General features: G+C 44.0%; 16 protein-coding genes. 15 read left to right on the top strand and 1 reads right to left on the bottom strand.

Translation table 11 applies throughout. The features are described from left to right. Positions 1 to 447: 447 nt before the first annotated feature. The 11 genes from IPL17_RS02550 (at position 448) to IPL17_RS02500 (ending at position 10,140) form a co-directional block, all read left to right on the top strand. On the top strand, positions 448 to 1,806 hold the full coding sequence (locus tag IPL17_RS02550) for an oligosaccharide flippase family protein (protein WP_345305508.1): 1,359 nt from the start codon (positions 448 to 450) through the stop codon (positions 1,804 to 1,806). Positions 1,807 to 1,822: 16 nt separating this feature from the next. Then, positions 1,823 to 2,809, top strand: coding sequence for a sulfotransferase (locus IPL17_RS02545; RefSeq protein ID WP_345305507.1), 987 nt, complete (start codon positions 1,823 to 1,825; stop codon positions 2,807 to 2,809). Next, entirely contained in the window at positions 2,809 to 3,525 is a 717-nt protein-coding gene (locus tag IPL17_RS02540) for a hypothetical protein (protein WP_345305506.1), read from the top strand. Before IPL17_RS02545 ends, IPL17_RS02540 begins: the two co-directional genes overlap by 1 nt. Further along, entirely contained in the window at positions 3,498 to 4,016 is a 519-nt protein-coding gene (locus IPL17_RS02535) for a hypothetical protein (RefSeq protein ID WP_345305505.1), read from the top strand. Before IPL17_RS02540 ends, IPL17_RS02535 begins: the two co-directional genes overlap by 28 nt. A gap of 373 nt (positions 4,017 to 4,389) precedes the next feature. Then, the gene (locus IPL17_RS02530) at positions 4,390 to 5,187 is read left to right on the top strand and encodes a hypothetical protein (RefSeq protein ID WP_345305504.1); all 798 of its coding nucleotides are present in this window, start codon (positions 4,390 to 4,392) and stop codon (positions 5,185 to 5,187) included. Further along, a complete protein-coding gene (locus tag IPL17_RS02525) occupies positions 5,184 to 5,768 on the top strand; it encodes a hypothetical protein (protein WP_345305503.1) in 585 nt (194 codons plus the stop codon). The genes IPL17_RS02530 and IPL17_RS02525 overlap by 4 nt, the downstream gene beginning before the upstream one ends. Positions 5,769 to 5,825: 57 nt before the next feature. Continuing rightward, positions 5,826 to 6,644, top strand: coding sequence for a sulfotransferase domain-containing protein (locus tag IPL17_RS02520; RefSeq protein ID WP_345305502.1), 819 nt, complete (start codon positions 5,826 to 5,828; stop codon positions 6,642 to 6,644). Then, on the top strand, positions 6,637 to 7,767 hold the full coding sequence (locus tag IPL17_RS02515) for a glycosyltransferase (RefSeq protein ID WP_345305501.1): 1,131 nt from the start codon (positions 6,637 to 6,639) through the stop codon (positions 7,765 to 7,767). The genes IPL17_RS02520 and IPL17_RS02515 overlap by 8 nt, the downstream gene beginning before the upstream one ends. A gap of 154 nt (positions 7,768 to 7,921) precedes the next feature. Beyond that, entirely contained in the window at positions 7,922 to 8,287 is a 366-nt protein-coding gene (locus IPL17_RS02510) for an acyltransferase (protein WP_345305500.1), read from the top strand. A 9-nt stretch (positions 8,288 to 8,296) separates the two neighbouring features. Next, complete coding sequence (locus IPL17_RS02505; RefSeq protein ID WP_345305499.1) at positions 8,297 to 9,217, top strand: glycosyltransferase family 2 protein; 921 nt, start codon at positions 8,297 to 8,299, stop codon at positions 9,215 to 9,217. Beyond that, positions 9,214 to 10,140 carry a class I SAM-dependent methyltransferase gene (locus tag IPL17_RS02500; RefSeq protein WP_345305498.1) on the top strand — a complete coding sequence of 309 codons (927 nt, stop codon included), beginning with the start codon at positions 9,214 to 9,216 and terminating at the stop codon, positions 10,138 to 10,140. The genes IPL17_RS02505 and IPL17_RS02500 overlap by 4 nt, the downstream gene beginning before the upstream one ends. Before the next feature lie 11 nt (positions 10,141 to 10,151). Here IPL17_RS02500 and IPL17_RS02495 read toward each other — a convergent pair whose 3' ends face one another. Beyond that, positions 10,152 to 11,042 carry a methyltransferase domain-containing protein gene (locus tag IPL17_RS02495; protein WP_345305497.1) on the bottom strand — a complete coding sequence of 297 codons (891 nt, stop codon included), beginning with the start codon at positions 11,040 to 11,042 and terminating at the stop codon, positions 10,152 to 10,154. A 255-nt stretch (positions 11,043 to 11,297) separates the two neighbouring features. On the opposite strand from IPL17_RS02495, the gene IPL17_RS02490 reads away from it, so the two are divergent. The 4 genes from IPL17_RS02490 (at position 11,298) to IPL17_RS02475 (ending at position 17,153) form a co-directional block, all read left to right on the top strand. Next, positions 11,298 to 11,852, top strand: a complete 555-nt coding sequence (locus IPL17_RS02490) for a putative colanic acid biosynthesis acetyltransferase (RefSeq protein ID WP_345305588.1) — start codon at positions 11,298 to 11,300, stop codon at positions 11,850 to 11,852. 1 nt (position 11,853) lies between these two features. Then, positions 11,854 to 13,110: a glycosyltransferase WbuB gene (locus tag IPL17_RS02485; protein ID WP_345305496.1), complete on the top strand. Its 1,257-nt coding sequence runs from the start codon at positions 11,854 to 11,856 to the stop codon at positions 13,108 to 13,110. Positions 13,111 to 13,407: 297 nt separating this feature from the next. Beyond that, complete coding sequence (gene wbaP, locus IPL17_RS02480; RefSeq protein ID WP_345305495.1) at positions 13,408 to 14,865, top strand: undecaprenyl-phosphate galactose phosphotransferase WbaP; 1,458 nt, start codon at positions 13,408 to 13,410, stop codon at positions 14,863 to 14,865. 155 nt (positions 14,866 to 15,020) lie between these two features. Further along, positions 15,021 to 17,153: a polysaccharide biosynthesis tyrosine autokinase gene (locus IPL17_RS02475; RefSeq protein WP_345305494.1), complete on the top strand. Its 2,133-nt coding sequence runs from the start codon at positions 15,021 to 15,023 to the stop codon at positions 17,151 to 17,153. Positions 17,154 to 17,170: the final 17 nt, after the last annotated feature.

The following is a 17,170-nucleotide window of genomic DNA, read 5'->3' as shown; positions in this document are numbered from 1 at the left end:
CTGTCAGGGTTATCCCTGACAGACCTTTTCATATCCGTCACCTGATATAATTTAAACTTAATCAGCCGGCGCAGTTTTAATTTTATTTCGGCCGGAATGGGTTTGGGATCCTTCTTATTGAAGATGGATATTTTCCGCGGCAGGATGCGATGCGATTTTTTAACAGTATAGAATTTATTTTTAATTATCCATTGGATCGAAACAGGTGGTTGGTTATATTTTTTTTGTATTTAAGGGATGGGTTTATAAACTTGGGTTTGGTGAAACAACTTGGAGCGTTCGGATTCAGTCCATTTTTTAGGATGGGTTTGGTCATGGAGCGTATTGCAAAAGCGCCGCGCTTTTCCATTCACTCCTGGATAATTTAAAAATGATAAAGCGGAACTTCACTGACAGCCAAACATTGACCATTGGGGTGGTGCTATAATGGCGTTGCGCCCATTAATCTTGAAGATATTCGATCAGGTGGAAGTATTCCTTGGGAATTCTGATACAAAGCGCAGGATGTTAAGTGGGGGGGCATGGGCAGCTGCAGGACAGGTCATTCTTTTTTTCTCCAGCATTTCTGTAAATATGCTATTGGCCCGCCTGACCACGCCTGATGAATTGGGTACTTATTTTCTGGCTCTCAGCTTGGTTTCATTTGCGTCAATATTTGCATTGTTTGGTTTGCCTCAGGTTGTCATCCAATTGATTGGCGAGGCTCTTGCTAGAAAACAGTGGGGCAGGGTCCGCTTCGCGGCCTTATGGGTTCTAAAGATAGCCGCGGCCAGTACAGGTATCGTCTCCTGTGTCATATTAATATTGACAGGGTGGAAGTGGAACGCGGCACAGGTATTCCATTCGGAACTGATCAATTCGGTTATTTGGCTCTTCCCTTTTTGGATAGCTTTTAATGTTTTTCAGCGTCTTCTGGGTGAGATCTTCCGCGGGTTTAATGATATTAAACTCGCGACCATTTTGGGTAGTTTAAGCCCGAAACTTTTCATGCTTGCGATCCTTGTGGTTATCTGGGTGTCAGGGATGCACAGCGGCTATCAGCTGATCGTTAAAGCAACTATACTGGCGGGCGGAGCCAGCACAGTTTTGGGGCTATTCCTGCTTTTACGAAAAATCCTTCCAATGAAAGATATTCCTCTGGAAAATAGTGGCTTGGATTTGAAACACATCCTGATGACCTCCTGGCCATTGTGGGTGACCAATATAATACTTTTCTTCCTGACTCAGGCAGATCTTTGGATCGTGGGGGGCTATTCCTCCCAGGCAGATGTTGCCATATATGGCGCGGCTTCGCGGCTTCTAGTTATCGTGGTTGCTCCGCTTATGCTCGTAAATGCCATCGTCCCGCCCATGATCGTTGAAATGTATACACTCGGGGATATCCACGGATTGGAACGCAGGCTCAGGAAAATAATTACCATGGTTGGCGTGCCGTCCCTTTTTATCTTTATTGCCGTTTTTTTCTGGAGCGGGGATATTCTCGGATTGATTTATGGGGAATATTACCGCGCCGGGGCGCGGATCCTTGCCATCTTATGTGTCGGGCAGTTTTTTAATGTCTGGGCTGGTTCCAGCGGCCTGGTATTGATCTTGACCGGTCATCAACGATTATTAATGGCAGCCACATTTCTTGGCGGCGGGGTGACTGTGGTCGGCTCTTTTTTATTGGTGCGATACCTGGGTGCCACCGGTCCGGCATTGGCAGCTGCATCTGGTATGATTGTGCAGAACTTTTTCATGCTTGCTTTGGTAAAAAGGAAAGTCGGTATTTGGACACATATGAGCGTGTATTCATTACTAGGTTAACTTGGCAGGGAACTGTATGGTCTCAGAAATAAAACCCATATTTTTATTTTCGCTTCCGCGCAGCGGGTCAACCCTGGTTCAGCGTATCCTGGCTTCCAGCGCACAAATTTCCACCGTCTCAGAGCCCTGGATCTTGCTGCCATTGCTGGCTGCGCGCCGCCTCCAGGGTACTTTTGCCGATTACAGTCACTTATCAGCATTTTACGCCATTGGTGATTTCATAAATAAACTGCCCGATCAGGAAACCACCTATCGGGCGGAGGTGAGGCGCTTTATCCTTAATCTTTACGGTCAGGTTGCGGTACCGGGCGCGGAATATTTTCTCGACAAAACCCCTCGTTACCATAACTTTGCCCATGAGATCATGAGTATTTTTGGAGACGATGCCCGTTATATTTTTTTATGGAGAAACCCCCTTTCGATTATTGCGTCTATGATTGAGACAGGCGGCGGCCGTTGGAATTTATCGCAATACAAAGTGGACATTTATCACGGGCTTGATAATCTCATCAGGACATATCAGAATAGCCAGTCAAATGTTATTGCGGTCAATTATGAAAACCTGGTCGGTGAACATGCAGGTGCGGAATCGAAAAAGATGTTCAATTATATTGGCGTGGATTTTTCACCATCTTTTCTGTCAAACTTTTCTGACGTGCGGCTGAAAGGTACTGCAGGTGATCAATCTGGAACGAGGGAATACCATACCATCTCAACTGCCCCTTTGCAAAAATGGAAGACAATTTTATCGAATCCGGTCAGAAAAAAATGGAGCAAAAACTATCTCCGCTGGATTGGCGAGAATAGATTGTCTGCGATCGGGTATTCATTGGATGATCTGACCAGGCAGATCGATTCTTTGCACGGACCATGGCAGGGGGGGGTGGCAGATCTTGGCAGGATGGCGTTTGGCGAAGTCCGTTGCGTATTATCTTTGCGTTCCATTTATTACAATATTCAAAAAATCCCCGATCTCAAAAATATTTTATCATTGGAGTATTAGTGGTCCGCTCTTTGCATAAAAACCCAGCGCGTCATAAAATTTCGCTGATCATTATTCTTTTGTTGATGCCGGCCATACAGCTAGGCTATACCTATTATATTTCCTGGCAGGTGTTGTCGTTAATTCTGTTGTTCCAGTTTGTTGGTATAAATACTTTTCTAAAAAAAATTCTTCCGGGATTATTTTTGCTCCTGTTGATGGAGTTATCGGTCTTTTTATTGCCGATTAACGATGTGTTGCGCCCATTTTTGAATGTCGGCCGCCAGTTTATTCTGTTTTTCCTGCTTTATTTGCTTATAAATAAGATACCGCGCATGGCCGATTATTACAACAAGTGGGTACAGCGGGTGATCATTGCCGAGGTGTTGTTGATCACAGTCCTGGTCGTGTTGCAATTTCTCGGCTATCCGAGTCGTTCGATGTATTACATCCCCGCTGACTACTATATTGCAGGTCAAAATACCCTTCCCGACGCTCTGGATTTTCGATATTCAAATGTAAGACCGGTCGGTACCTTTGCCGAACCTTCCTATCTTGGTTTTTTCATGATGTCCTTATATGTTGTGATCTTGACAAGATTTCGAGAAAACCGCCTCAAGTGGTTCCTGATTGTTTTGTCTTTTGTGGTCATCCTACTGGCTCAGACTGTCGCTGGCCTGGCAGCGTTCTTTTTTATCTCCATTATTTTTTGGCAACCCGCGGCGGCCGGCGGATAACTAGGGCGGTTCTGGCTGCCAATTTCGGCCTGGCGTTATTGTTTATCTTCCTGGATGTATTCGATGTTTTTAGCATTTATCGCACTGGCGGAGTCTCATTCTTTTCCCGCATTGTTAATATATTCAACGATAACTCCGCCTATGGCAGACTGGTGGCTCCTTTCAAGCTGCTTCAGGATGCGATCAGCATCAACCTGTTTGGGATCCCTCTTACGGAATTGAGGACTTTCTTTCGCATTGATTCATCGACGTATATTTCCGGGCTGGATAATGGACTGATGAATTTATTTATTGCCTTTGGGCTGACTGCCGTTATTATCATTTTCCTCCTGGTCCGCAGTTTGCGGCGTGATCCATTGCTGGTGTTATATTTCTTTTTGGTGGCGATGTTTAATGGCGCCATTTTTAGTTTTGATAAGACGGTGATGATCGGGGTGGTGATTATTCTCTCCGGGGTAAGGTTGAGAAAAGCGGTTGATCATGAGCATTGAAATTATTTACCTGTCTAATTATTTGGATTCTCAGACCGCGTCCCGAAGGGGCATAAAAGAATATAGTTATGCGGCGAACAAAAAGGTATTGAATTTTTCCCTTTCCCTGAAACCTTGGAAGAACGTGGCCATTTTGAGCGCCGGCAGAAACGGGAACGCGGAAAGTCATTCTTTTCACCGGCCTGAAGTTGTAAGATCATCCGGTATAGCTGTCTATTATGCGGCCTTTTACTATTTTCCCTGGGTTGGGTACCTGCTTTCTGCATTCTCCCTTGCCTGTTGGGTCCTCAGGCTGTATCGAAGGTATCCTCGCGCGGTCTATATCATTTACAACCGGCGGCCGGTATATTTACTTGCGCTTTTTACTATTCTTATGTTACGTTCCAGATGTTACCTGGACTTGGAAGACGGCGGTAGCGAGTTCCGTAAACCCGGGCTGATCCAAAAAATATCAGACCAGATATTGGTCAAGGTCTTTGATCATGCCTGCTCATCTGGCGCGTTCATAGCCAGTGAATATTTGCGCCGCGAGACCCGCATCAAGAAAGTAATGCCTTATTATGGCACATTGAGAAAAATAAATACCGCGTTTAGAGACTGGCAAGAGGGTAAACGTCGGGTGATGTTTGGGGGCACCTTGGTGCAGGGGGCTGGGACAGCTGCGATAATGGAGGCGGTTTTTAGGCTTCATACTGATTATCCGCTCATCGCCAGTCAGTATGTATTTTTTATAACAGGATTTGGGGCGCAGGCCGAATCCTTGAAGACTTTTTCAGAACAATTCGACAGGGCGTATGTTGAATTCAAAGGAAATATGTCTGTGGCTGATTTCCATGACATGATGCAGGGCGTGCATATCGGCTTGAATATCCGTGACCGCGCCTTTCTTCTGGCTCATGTCTCATTTCCTTCCAAGGTATTGGACATAACTAGTTATGGGCAGCTCCTCATATCCACCAGCGCGAGCGATGTAATGAAAATATTTAATTTGGAAAATATACTGCTCCTGGATGATATGGAGGATCTGGCAGGCTCGCTGGTCGAGAAGCTTATTTGGGTGGCTCAAAACCGCCATGTTGCCGCGGAAATGGCGGCTCGAAATCAAACGGATATGGCATATCGGTTTTCAAGGTCAAAAACTGCGCAAGAGGTTATCGAATTTATACAATGAAGATCGTTAACTGGCAATGTAACTTTACCGTGCATCAATACGATACCTGGGCTGCCTTACATGGCTTGTTGGATGATCCGGTCCTGCATATTGTGGCGCGTGTGGAAGGGGTGCCTAGAAAAAAACTGAGACGGCGGGGTGTTGCTCTTGGCGGTTTGAATGTGGGTATATTCGATGCATTTCGCTGGCTGGGCAGGGCAATGAACCAGATTTGGGTAAACCTCGATGCGATTCTTGAGTCTTATTTGGTGGACTTAAATATTGGATTAGAATCTGGTATTGGAAGTGGCACGATTTGGTTGGCCAGACGCGTTTCTCGATTAACCAGCGTCGAACATGATCGGAATTGCGTGTCCACAATGCAAGACCTCTTAAGAAAGCATGAATTGACTAATGTGAATATATACCGCGATTTCTGTGCAAGGGTTTTAAAAACCTTCAAAATAATCCGAATGGGGAGGCTTGGAAAAAACGGTGATATGTTCTTATTTTGGCGAAAGATCTGGACTACTTTCGGAATTACCACCCCCGCGATTTTCTTTAAAACCATATTTTTGATTGCGATCCATTTCTGGCGGTAATTATTTAATGAATAATAGTAAATAGGGTTTTATCTTATCCAGTTTAGGAATTTTCATATGAATATCTTGGTAAATTCTCTTCCCAAATCAGGCACGAACTTAATGCAAAAATGTGTCGAACTTGCCGGGCTGAATTGGTCCGGGCACAGTCTTGGTGCATCCGCCAATTTTGGAAGATACAAATATGTCAAAAACTTTCTTCGCAGGACTGCGATTGGGGATGTTCCGGTTTTTCTTGGTTTGGATGTACCGGTGACTGTGTCAGAAAAATGGCTTAGAAGATATTTAAGAAATTCAAAGGGGTATGTTTCCGGTCACGCAGCATATTCAGGGCATTTCCATGAAATATTAAAGCTCGAAAACTTTAAGACAATTCAAGTAATCCGTCATCCATGCGCGTTATTATCTTCGTGGGCAAGTTATATTGTGGAACCCGGCTATTATTGGAATGCTGTTCAAAAAAATATGAGTGGTTTAAGTTTTGAAAAAAGATTGAATTTAATGATTTCAGGCGGTTATTTGAATGATCTTTACGTTACCGGACTGCGGGATATTTTTTTACGCGCACAAGGCTGGTATGAAATGCGCGATGACGTGCTTGTCGTGCGCTACGAAGACTTGGTTGGATCTCGGGGAGGCGGGGATGATGAATATCAAAGAGAAACCATTGAAGCGGTTTTGTTGCATATTGGTATTTCGTATAATGATGAGAAGGTGAGCAATATTCAGTCGCAATTGTACGGGGGCACGGTTACTTTTAGAAAAGGCCATATCCATGCCTGGAAGGACCAAATGGATTGGCACTTGAAACAATCTGTCCATGACGCACTAAAAGATATAAAAATACTCGACCGGTTTGGATATTTTTATGAATAACAAGATACGAATCCTGATCATTTCCGAAGGATTTGGTAAGGAACTTTATGGCGTTTCTCATGTCATCTTAAAACTAAATGAATGGCTTCGTTCGCACGATGTTGTCTGTAGGATATTAGTTGTTAATGTAGGTGATATTTCTGACATCGAAGTGGATATAAAAAAAATACCCGTCAATAGTTTTAGGAATCCCTTTCAGTGGCACCCTGGTTTATATCGATTTTTTGTCAACGAAATGGTTGGATTCGAGCCGGATGTGGTTCATGTTCATGGCGTTTTTACTTTTGTGCAGCGTATGGCTGTGAAAGCTGCGCAAACAATTGGTATTCCCGTTTTATTAAGCTTGCACGGGATGCTGGATGATTGGATCTGGAAACAGAAGGGATTGCTTTATGCTATGGTTAAACGTGTTTATTGGTACACCCTAATGTTCCCCGTTTTTAAAAAGGTAGCTTATATTCACGTGATTACAAAAATGGAATCTGAGGTCGCAACTTATGAATTGCCGAAAATCCCCCAGATTCTTATTCCTAACGCCATAGATTTTTTTAATTTACCCAAATTAGGTGGACAACCTCAAAAAGTCTTTTTGTTTTTGGGCAGATTGCACCCTGTTAAGGGGGTGGACTTGTTGATCAACGCCTTTTATCGGGCGAATTTACAGAATGATTGGCGTTTAGTCATTGCTGGACCTGACTACGATCCGGAATATGGGAGGCAGCTGCGTCAACAGGCAAGAAACCTCGAGCTTGGCGACAGAGTCCAATTCATTGGACCGGTTTATGGGAGTGAAAAGTATTCTTTATTGCAGAATGCCTGGGTTGTCGTTGTTCCCTCATTCTCCGAGGTAATTTCGATGGTGAATTTAGAGGCATCTGCGCTCTTCACCCCGACTATTACAACATATGCAACTGGTCTTCATGATTGGGAGCAAGGCGGCGGTTTGCGTGTAGATTCAAATGAAGATCAACTGTCGCAGGCGCTTGCTAAAACAGCTTCTTGGTCATTGTCTGAACGCTTGCGATATGGTGAACAAGCTCGTCAATTTGTGAAGAATAGGTATGGTTGGGATACGATCGGTCAAAAATGGCTGGCAGCTTATCAGTTGATCAAATTATCATAATAAGATGAATATCAAAAGATCGTTTTTTTATTTTCTATATGTGACGGTGGGTAGGAAATTACCCCCATCCTACGCGCCCTACTCATTTGGTTTACATAAACTCCGTTATTTTTTCATGCGTCACTCAATCAGGTCGTGTGGTAAAAACGTGATATTGCAGCAGAATATTCATTTATCCCCCCATATTGAGATAGGTGACAACGTCTTTATTGACGAAGACGTCAAAATTAGAAGAGACACCATCATTGGAAATGATGTTTTGATTGCATCTGGAGTTCAACTTATTACCGTGAATCACATCTTTTCTGATACTGCAAGCCCCATTCGTTCCCAGGGTGAGATGATTTCCAAAATTGAAATTGGAGACGATGTTTGGATTGGCACGAATGCAATTATTCTCCCCGGTGTGAGCGTGGGGTCGCACAGTATTATTGCGGCTGGGTCTGTGGTAACCAGGAATGTTCCAGACTGGGCCATTGTAGGTGGTGTCCCAGCGAAGATATTGAAATACAGAAAGTGAGAAATTTCGATGAACACGCATACCCTTGATCATATTGTGGCAATTATATTGACTAATAACGAGGAAGTTCATATTGAGAGATGTATTCGATCAATTCAACCTGTTGCGACGCGCATCGTTGTTGTGGATTCATTTTCCACGGATAAAACAGTGGATATTGCGAGGTCGCTTGGTGCGGAAGTAGTGCAAAGAAAATGGAAAAACTATGCAGATCAGTTCCAGTGGGGGCTTGACTATTGCGCCGTTCAAGCTGGTTGGATCATGCGAATTGACGCAGATGAATATTTGGAGTCCAGCTTGCAGGAAGAGATATTAGGTGTTATTCCGACTTTGCCTGATACTGTAAGCGGGATATATATCAAATTAAAAGTGATTTATAAGGGCAAATGGATCAAACATGGAGGTATTTATCCACTTACTTTGCTGAGGATCTGGCGCGCGGGGAAGGGGCGAATCGAACAACGTTGGATGGATGAGCATATAGTGCTTCCTACTGAGGCAAAAACAATTGTTTTGAAATCACACAGCGCAGATAGTAGTCTTAAAGATATAACTTTTTGGATTAATAAACATAATCATTATGCTACACGTGAGATGGTGGATATTTTAATCAACAAATATTTTTCAGAAAAAAAAGATGAAGTGCTGAAGCAGATGGCGGACCCACAAGCTCGCTGGAAGCGTATTTTGAAGGATAAAATATATTCGAAATTCCCGTTGGGATTAAGGTCTGTTTTATATTTTTTTTATCGCTATTTTATAAAACTCGGTTTCCTGGATGGAAGCAAGGGCTTTATCTGGCATTTCATGCAGGGATTTTGGTATCGTTTATTGGTGGATGTTAAGGTGATGGAAGTGGAGGCACAGGCCGGCGGTGATCCGCAAAAGGTAATATCCATTCTGCGTGACCAATACGGGATTGAAATATGAATAAAAATAAATTAGAAGACCGTGGTAAATGCCCCCTTTGTGGATCTTTGCAAAGCGCCATTTACATTGCATTTCCTGAAATCCCTGTCCTTCAATGCAGCCAATGCAGTTTTTTATATTCGGGCTGGGTGCTGTCTGCGGCAGAACTCTTTTCCTATTACCAAGACAATTACGGAAGCATGCGGCATTTGCAGGGGCAGGTAGTTAATGCTGCCATTAATGCCTGGGTGACAGCGCTGCTTGTGGATATGACGGGAGTTAAGCGCGTTCTCGATATAGGGACAGGATATGGCTTTTTATTGGATGCCCTTACGAAGCGGTATAAAGTTGAGGCAGCAGGCGTCGAACTATCCCAGCAGGAAGCGGAGTATGCAGTTAAGAAATTGGGACTTAACGTTATCAATCTGCCTATCGATCAATCAGGATTACAGATCGCATCATACGATTTGGTGACAGTCTTTGAGGTAATCGAGCATATACTTGACCCGATCAGTTTCATCCGCGAGATCACGCAGTACGTCAAGCCTGGTGGATATGTATTGATACTAACCGACAATTTTCGCAGCCGCATGGCACAGTCGCTGGGTCCTGGCTTTCCAAAATGGATTCCCCATACGCATATCAGTCATTTTTCTCCGCTGACCCTCCAAAAAGCCATTGAAGCTGGCGGACTGTCGGTGGTTAGATCCAAATCTTATACGCCGTGGGAGATCATGGCTCGTGATGCGTATTATCGGATTCGCCGAATTAGGAAGACTCCTGCCGAGGCTTTTAACCTCGAATTGACATTGAAAAGTGAAATGTCAGGAGGGTACAGGTTGTTTGCCCTAAGAAGGCTCATTAATAGATTATGGGTTGGGTCGACACTAACCAGTAAAATGGATGGGGATATGATGTATTTTCTTGCGAGGCGGGATGAGTAGAAGTGGGATGCTCATTTTTCTCTTTCTGCTTTCTCAATTTTTATTTTTTCCAGCGCGGCAGGCATGAAATCCTTTTTCTTGTAGGCGAAAATTAAAGACCGGTGGTTTGTCATATAATCTGAAATGTTTTCTAAGCTGTAAGGATCTCCATTTCCATATGCACCTTCTTTATCTTGAATAAAAACAGTGGAGTCAACTTCCACCACGTGTTCATACCCGCTATTATAAAGGTGTTTGATAACCTCGGCTCTGGTAGGCTGCCATTTTTTTATTATTCCTTTTTTTGTTTTTAAAATCCCCTGTTTTGGGTCAGGCCAATATGACATGTCTTCATGCCATCTGGAGTCAATGATCAGGCATTCACTATTTATTTTGGATAAAGAGCTAAAAAAAAATTCCCAATTAGATCCTTTAGGTAAATGGTAAAGTACACTTAAAAGCAAAATGATATCGAAGGAATCACGCTTGTTGTTCGAAAGAAAGTTGAAAATATCCTGTTTGACAAATCGAAATCCCGGGTAATCATATACATGCTTAAGAAAATTGGCTTTTACAAGAACATCTCTGTTCATATCAATTCCCTTCACACTTTTCGCTCCCAGCCGTGCCAGTCGAAAACTCCAAAAGCCGTCATTGCATGCTAGATCTAGACAAGACTTCCCTCGAATATCAAGAAGCAGCATCATTGTTTTTAATAGCATGTCCTCGCGATAAGAACTTCTGGTTTTTGAGGCGCCACCTTTAAATTCACCTACTCTTATCGAATGTAACCCTGTACTTCCCCACCATCTGATTATAATATTTACCAATCCCCAATATGGAAGCTTAATCATGAAAAAAAAAGCGGGGCTAATACTAAGCATTGTATTTATGGTTCTATTAATTATCTTTTTCAATAGCATTGACGAAAAACTCCTTTTCATGTAAGAATGTTTGGCGTTTGGGAAATTTATTTATCGGTTATACACTGACATTAATTTGTGGAAACCAATGAATGATTTTTTGATTTGGAATTCTGATAGTTTAAAATTATTATAGCATAGGTAAAAAACAATAATTGATTCCTGTCTTGACTAATTTTGAAATATTTAATGAGAATTGGAAATATATTGAATACAAATAATAAACATCGTTCTGTACTACTAAAAAGATCAAATATAAATTATCAAAGGCTTGATCAATTTATTTTGCCCCCAGGATTCCGCGGGCGTTCTGCTTTTATCGTTCAACTCTGGTGGCTGGTTCAATCAACTTTATTCGCCTGGTCTCCGCAGTTCATGTATGCCTGGCGGAGGTTTTTACTGCGCCTATTTGGATCACACATTGGGGAGAAAGTTCTCATTCGCCCATCGGTTCAGGTGACCTATCCATGGAAACTTACCATTGGGAATTACTCGTGGATTGGAGACCGGGTTGAACTGTATACCCTGGGCGAGATCAAGATCGGCGATCATGTGGTGATATCTCAGTGCTCATATCTTTGTACCGGCAGCCACGATACAACCAAGCCGACTTTTGATATTGATGCCCGTCCGATCACAGTTCACGATCAGGCTTGGGTTGCGACAGATGTATTTATCGCCCCAGGCGTGACGATTGGCCATGGTTGCGTGGTGGGATCAAGAAGTGCGGTTTTTCATGATCTGCCGGCCGGGAAAATTTGTTATGGCAGCCCTGCGATTCCTGTCAAGGATCGCGTTGTGAATAAATAGCATGTCAAAACGTATTTTGCTTTTAGGGCTCAACTTTTCCCCCGAGCTCGTAGGCATCGGAAAATATACAGGGGATCTTGCAGATTACCTTGTTCAAGCCGGTTTTGATCTGCGTGTGGTGACTGCCCCGCCTTATTACCCCGAATGGAAAATTGATGGTAGATATCGCTGGTGGGCGTATTTTAAAGAATCGACGCGCAACATGACCCTTTATCGGTGTCCTCTTTGGGTTCCACGCCGCCCGACAAACTTAAACCGTGTTCCGCATTTGATATCTTTCGCATTATCCAGTTTGCCGGTTATGTTGGCGCAAATCCTGTGGAAACCGGACCTTGTGATCTGTGTTATACCCACCCTGTTCAGCGCCCCGATTGCCTGGTTGACAGCGCGTCTTTGTGGTTCGAAGTGCTGGCTTCATATCCAGGATTTTGAATTGGATGCCGCAAATAATTTGGGAATGTTGTCTTTTTTTCAGTTCTTTATAAAGCTCGCTTCGCAATGGGAGAAATGGATTTATTTTCGTTTTGACCGAATTTCCACGATTTCCAATGGAATGGTTAAGAGCCTCGAGAAAAAAGGCATATTTTCTGAGCGGATTATTCTATTTCCAAATTGGGTGGATACGCGGCGGATATTTCCTATTTCCGACCCCCAGGATACGCTGCGTAATGACCTTAATATATCGAGCGATAAGATTGTTGTGTTGTATTCTGGCGCGATGGGTGCAAAACAAGGGCTCGAAGACCTTGTATATGCAGCCCATAAACTTAAGGGGAATCCCGATATTATCTTCATCTTTTGCGGTAACGGCCCCTTTCGAGACGAACTGATCCGTTCTACTCACCATCTGCCGAACGTAAAATGCCTTCCAATTCAACCCCTTGAAAATCTTAACTCCTTGTTGAATACAGCCGACCTTCACATTATGCCGCAGAAGGCAAATGTTGCCGATCTGGTTATGCCTTCCAAATTACTAGGCATGCTGGCAAGCGGCAAAGTGATCATTTCCAACGCAGCTGAAAACACTGAACTTGGGCGTATCATTGGTCAAGCGGGTTACTTGGTTCACCCGCAGGATGCCTCAGGCTTTATGGATGCGATTCTGAAGCTGGCAGCTTCTCCCGGACTTCGCAGGCGGCTTGGTGCGGAAGGGCGTAAATATGTGTGTGAAAATTGGGCTGCTGACTTGGTTTTATCGCGCTTTTTGGAGCATCTCAATAAATTATTGAATGAAAAAAATGGCACGGCCTATGAGTGATCTTTATCAATTTTGAAGTAAAAGCCTCTGCGGATCTCACTTAAAAAAACCATCCTATTTCTATCCTGATTTTTGTGGCTTTTTTTGAAAAAGTCTGCTATTCTCATCCAAATACTCTCCTTTTCTCAATTTTCTTTATAAAGAGATGTCATGCCTGTGAACTCTCTGATCATTTTCAATAATTCGCGCAATTGATGTGGAATTGACCCCCGAAAAAATATCCTTTTAGCAAATTTTACTGTTAGAATTTATCTGTTGTATTGGAGTGAATTGAAAAAACTCAGATGATTTATCATGATGAAAATTAAAATAACCCCCGTTCTGAAAAACGAAAAGGCTCAGACTCGAAATTCCATTATTGATTCCCATGCGCGTTTGTGGATGTCCGCCTGTTTGTTTGCCGTGGATATTTTTAGCGTTTTCATAGCTTTTTTCATTTCTGCCCAAATCCGTGGTTTTCATAACCTGCTGGCAAGTATTGAATATAAGGAATTGTTTTTCCTGTTGGTCTTGACTTTATTAATCTTGTTTTATAACAGAGGGCTGTACCCCGCAGTCGGCTTTCACTATGTTGAAGAACTTCGCCATATTGTCAGCGGCACGACACTTGCCTATCTCGTCTTAATTGCTTTCACATTCTTGCTGCAAACTACCAATATAGATTCGCGTTTTGTGCTGATGGTAGCCGGGCTATTAAGCATGGGGTTGATTGCATTAAGCCGTTATCTGATCCGCAGGCTGCTGATCCGTTGGAGGCTTTGGGGTGAGCCGGCTCTGATCATCGGGGATCTGCACAAGGGAAGGATATTGCTTGATTATTTTTGGGTGAACCTGCATGTTGGTATTCGTCCCGTTGAGATAGTAAGCGGTGAACAATTGGAAGCGGGCAGTGCTAATCCCCTGTCGCAAACCCAGCCTGCGGGTCGTATTAAATTATTGACCCGCCAGTTATCCTCCATGACCGCCCTTGTATTGATGAATGATATTGGAGATGCGCACCAGCTTGCGGAAAAATATCGCATGCTATTTCACCGTGTCATTCTCATAAAAGACCAGTCGGATAATTTCGCGCTTACCAATCTGCAAACGCTGGATTTTTTGAATGTGATCGGCTTGCAGGTAAAAAACGACCTATTAAGTCGTTCGTCGCAGATCGCCAAACGTATTATGGATATTTTGGGATCCCTTTTGGGAATTGTGATCTTTGCTCCGCTCATGGGGCTGTCTGCCATCTTGATTAAACTTGTCTCGCCCGGCCCTGTTATTTACAGCCAGCCGCGTGTGGGCAAGAACGGTGTTGAGTTTCATTTATTCAAGCTTCGTACCATGCACCATAATTCTGCCCAATTATTTGAAGCTGCATTGGAAAGGAATGCGCATTTAAAGGAAGAATGGATGAAATACCAGAAATTGAAAAATGACCCTCGTATTACCGGGGTCGGCCGTTTCCTGCGAAAATATAGCATTGATGAATTACCCCAGCTTTGGAATGTGCTCATCGGTGAGATGAGTTTGGTGGGTCCCCGGCCGATTATGATTGACCAAACCGAAATTTATGGTGAATATATTAACCACTATCTGCTTGTACTGCCCGGTATGACAGGTCTCTGGCAGGTCTCTGGCCGCAGCGAAACAACTTTTTCACGCCGCGCCTCCCTTGACCGTGAATATATCGAACGTTGGTCGCTTTGGTTGGATATATATATTATCTTTAAGACATTCAAGAGCGTTTTGTTTGAAAAAAATGCATATTAGGAAAATTTAATGTTAATACTTTTCCTTCCTTAATATCTGCTTGCATTCTTTTCTTGAGAGTCGGTACAACTAAAAAAATGAAGTTTAATCCGCCAAATACTTGGTATATATATAGTCTAACAATCTGCCAGTTGGTTCTTAAATAATGAGGACGTATGTCAAACGATTTTGAAGAAAACCTTGATGATGCCATTGATTTTAAAAGACTCTTTGCTGCCCTGCGAAGATGGGCTTGGCTTTTGATCTTGGTGACTGTTCTAGGCGTTGCTTCCGCTTATTTTTATTCTCGTCAGCAAATACCAGTTTATGAAGCCACCACAAATATTCTCGTAACGCGCAATTCACAGCAAACCATTGGAGATATCTCGCAATCCCTGAATCTTACCCAACTGGTTGAAACCTATGTACGCATGTTGACCTTGAATGAATTTTTGGGAATTGTCTCCGAACGACTGGGTTATACGGTCATAAGTGGAAACGTGAAAGTTGCCGCGTTGACCAATACCCAGGTCATCCAGTTGCATGTGCAGGATACCGACCCGGCCCGCGCCGCCTTGATCGCCGATACCATGGTGATCGTATTGGGTGAGCAGAACGAATCCCTGCAAGCCGGGCGCTACTCCGAAGCGGAAAGAAGCCTGGATATCCAAATTGCAGACCTGGAGACGCGCATTGCAGATGTGCAGGCCAAATTGGATGAAGCCAAAACGGATGCGCTTGTCAAGCAGATCGCCGAAGCCCAGACCAATATTGATGCCACGGTCAGCGCCATTAAAGCGGTCACTCTGGACCTGCAGCGTCTCAGAACCATGACCTGGTATGGCGCTCGTTTTGGCCTGCGCGAAAAGGAATCCCTGCTGGTGGAACAACAAGCGCAATTTGATCGCCTGAACGCACAACTCGCGAACCAGCAAACCAAATTAACCGATCCCCAGGTACAGGCGGATGCCAACCTGCTTTCTTCCATCCAAACCCAGATCACTTATCTGGAAGGACAGATCGAAAAGACCCATCTGAGCATTGAAGATACTCAAAAAGAGATCGAGTTCCTCAAGCCGTTGATCACAGAGGGTGACTTTAACTCCGTGGTCGTGGAAAAGGAAAATTTCCTGAAGACCCAGCAATCCCTGCTAACGTCCTACCAGAATGTTTATACAAACCTGCTCAGCACGGAGGATATCAAACGCTCCACTAATGAGATCGACAACCTTAAGCAGAATTTGGAGCTATACCAGAATCGCTACCTTGACCTCTTGAACAGCCGTGAGAACATCAAAAATCAGAAATTACAGAACATTCCCACCATTGAACAAGTCAGCCCGGCTGCCGCGTCGGAAAGACCTGTGAAGCCGCGCACCAGCTTGAATACCCTGCTTGGTGGTGTGGCCGGATTGATCCTTGCCTTGAGCTTTGTTCTTTTGCGCGACATGACGGATGATGCGATTAAAGGCCGCGAGGATGTGGAGAGTCTGCTCAACACCAAGGTGGTCGGCTACGTGGTGGATAATAAAAATGAAGTGGATGGGGAAGGTATCTATGTTGCGCGCGCGCCGCGTTCCCCGGTAGCAGAAGCTTTCCGTGCCTTGCGTACCAACCTGGAATTCTCCGCCAAAGATACACCTATAAAGAGTCTGATCGTCACCAGCGGCGGACCTGGAGAGGGAAAGACAACGGTTGCCTCCAATCTCGCTGCCATTCTGTCTCATTCAGGAAAAAAAGTGATTTTGATGGACGCAGACTTACGCCGCCCGCGGGTGCACAAATATACTGGCGTTTCTAATACCGTTGGATTGAGCGATATCCTTGCAGCTGAACAAAAGATTGAGATTAATGATTATCTGCAAACCCTTGAAAACCTGCCGGATTTGCATCTCTTGCCCAGTGGCGGGCTTCCTGCCAATCCAAGCGAATTGCTTGGATCTGAAAAAATGAAGCAGCTGCTGGCCGACCTTTCAGGATCATATGATTACATTATTATCGATGCCCCACCAATGCTGGTGTCTGATCCGCAGGTGCTTCTGGGTTTGGTGGATGGTGTTTTGCTTGTGTTGGTGCCTGGCAAGACGCCCCGCGATGTTGTGTCGGCAGTTAAAGAACAGGTCAGTCATACCGGCGTGCGCCTTTTGGGTGTTGTGTTTAATCGTTTGAAACAAGGCAAACGGTCTGGTTATTACGGCGGATATTCGGGCAGTTACTATAATACCTACTATTCCTCGAGCTATTACGCCCAAGATGATACAGAAGCAAATGGCGCAGTCAAGAAAAAAGGTCTGTTTAAAAAAGAGTAAAAAGCGCGCCTAGGGGC

The organism is Candidatus Villigracilis saccharophilus (assembly GCF_016711665.1).
The sequence above is the reverse complement of the archived record's forward strand: the minus strand, read 5'-3'. Positions and strand labels throughout refer to the sequence as shown.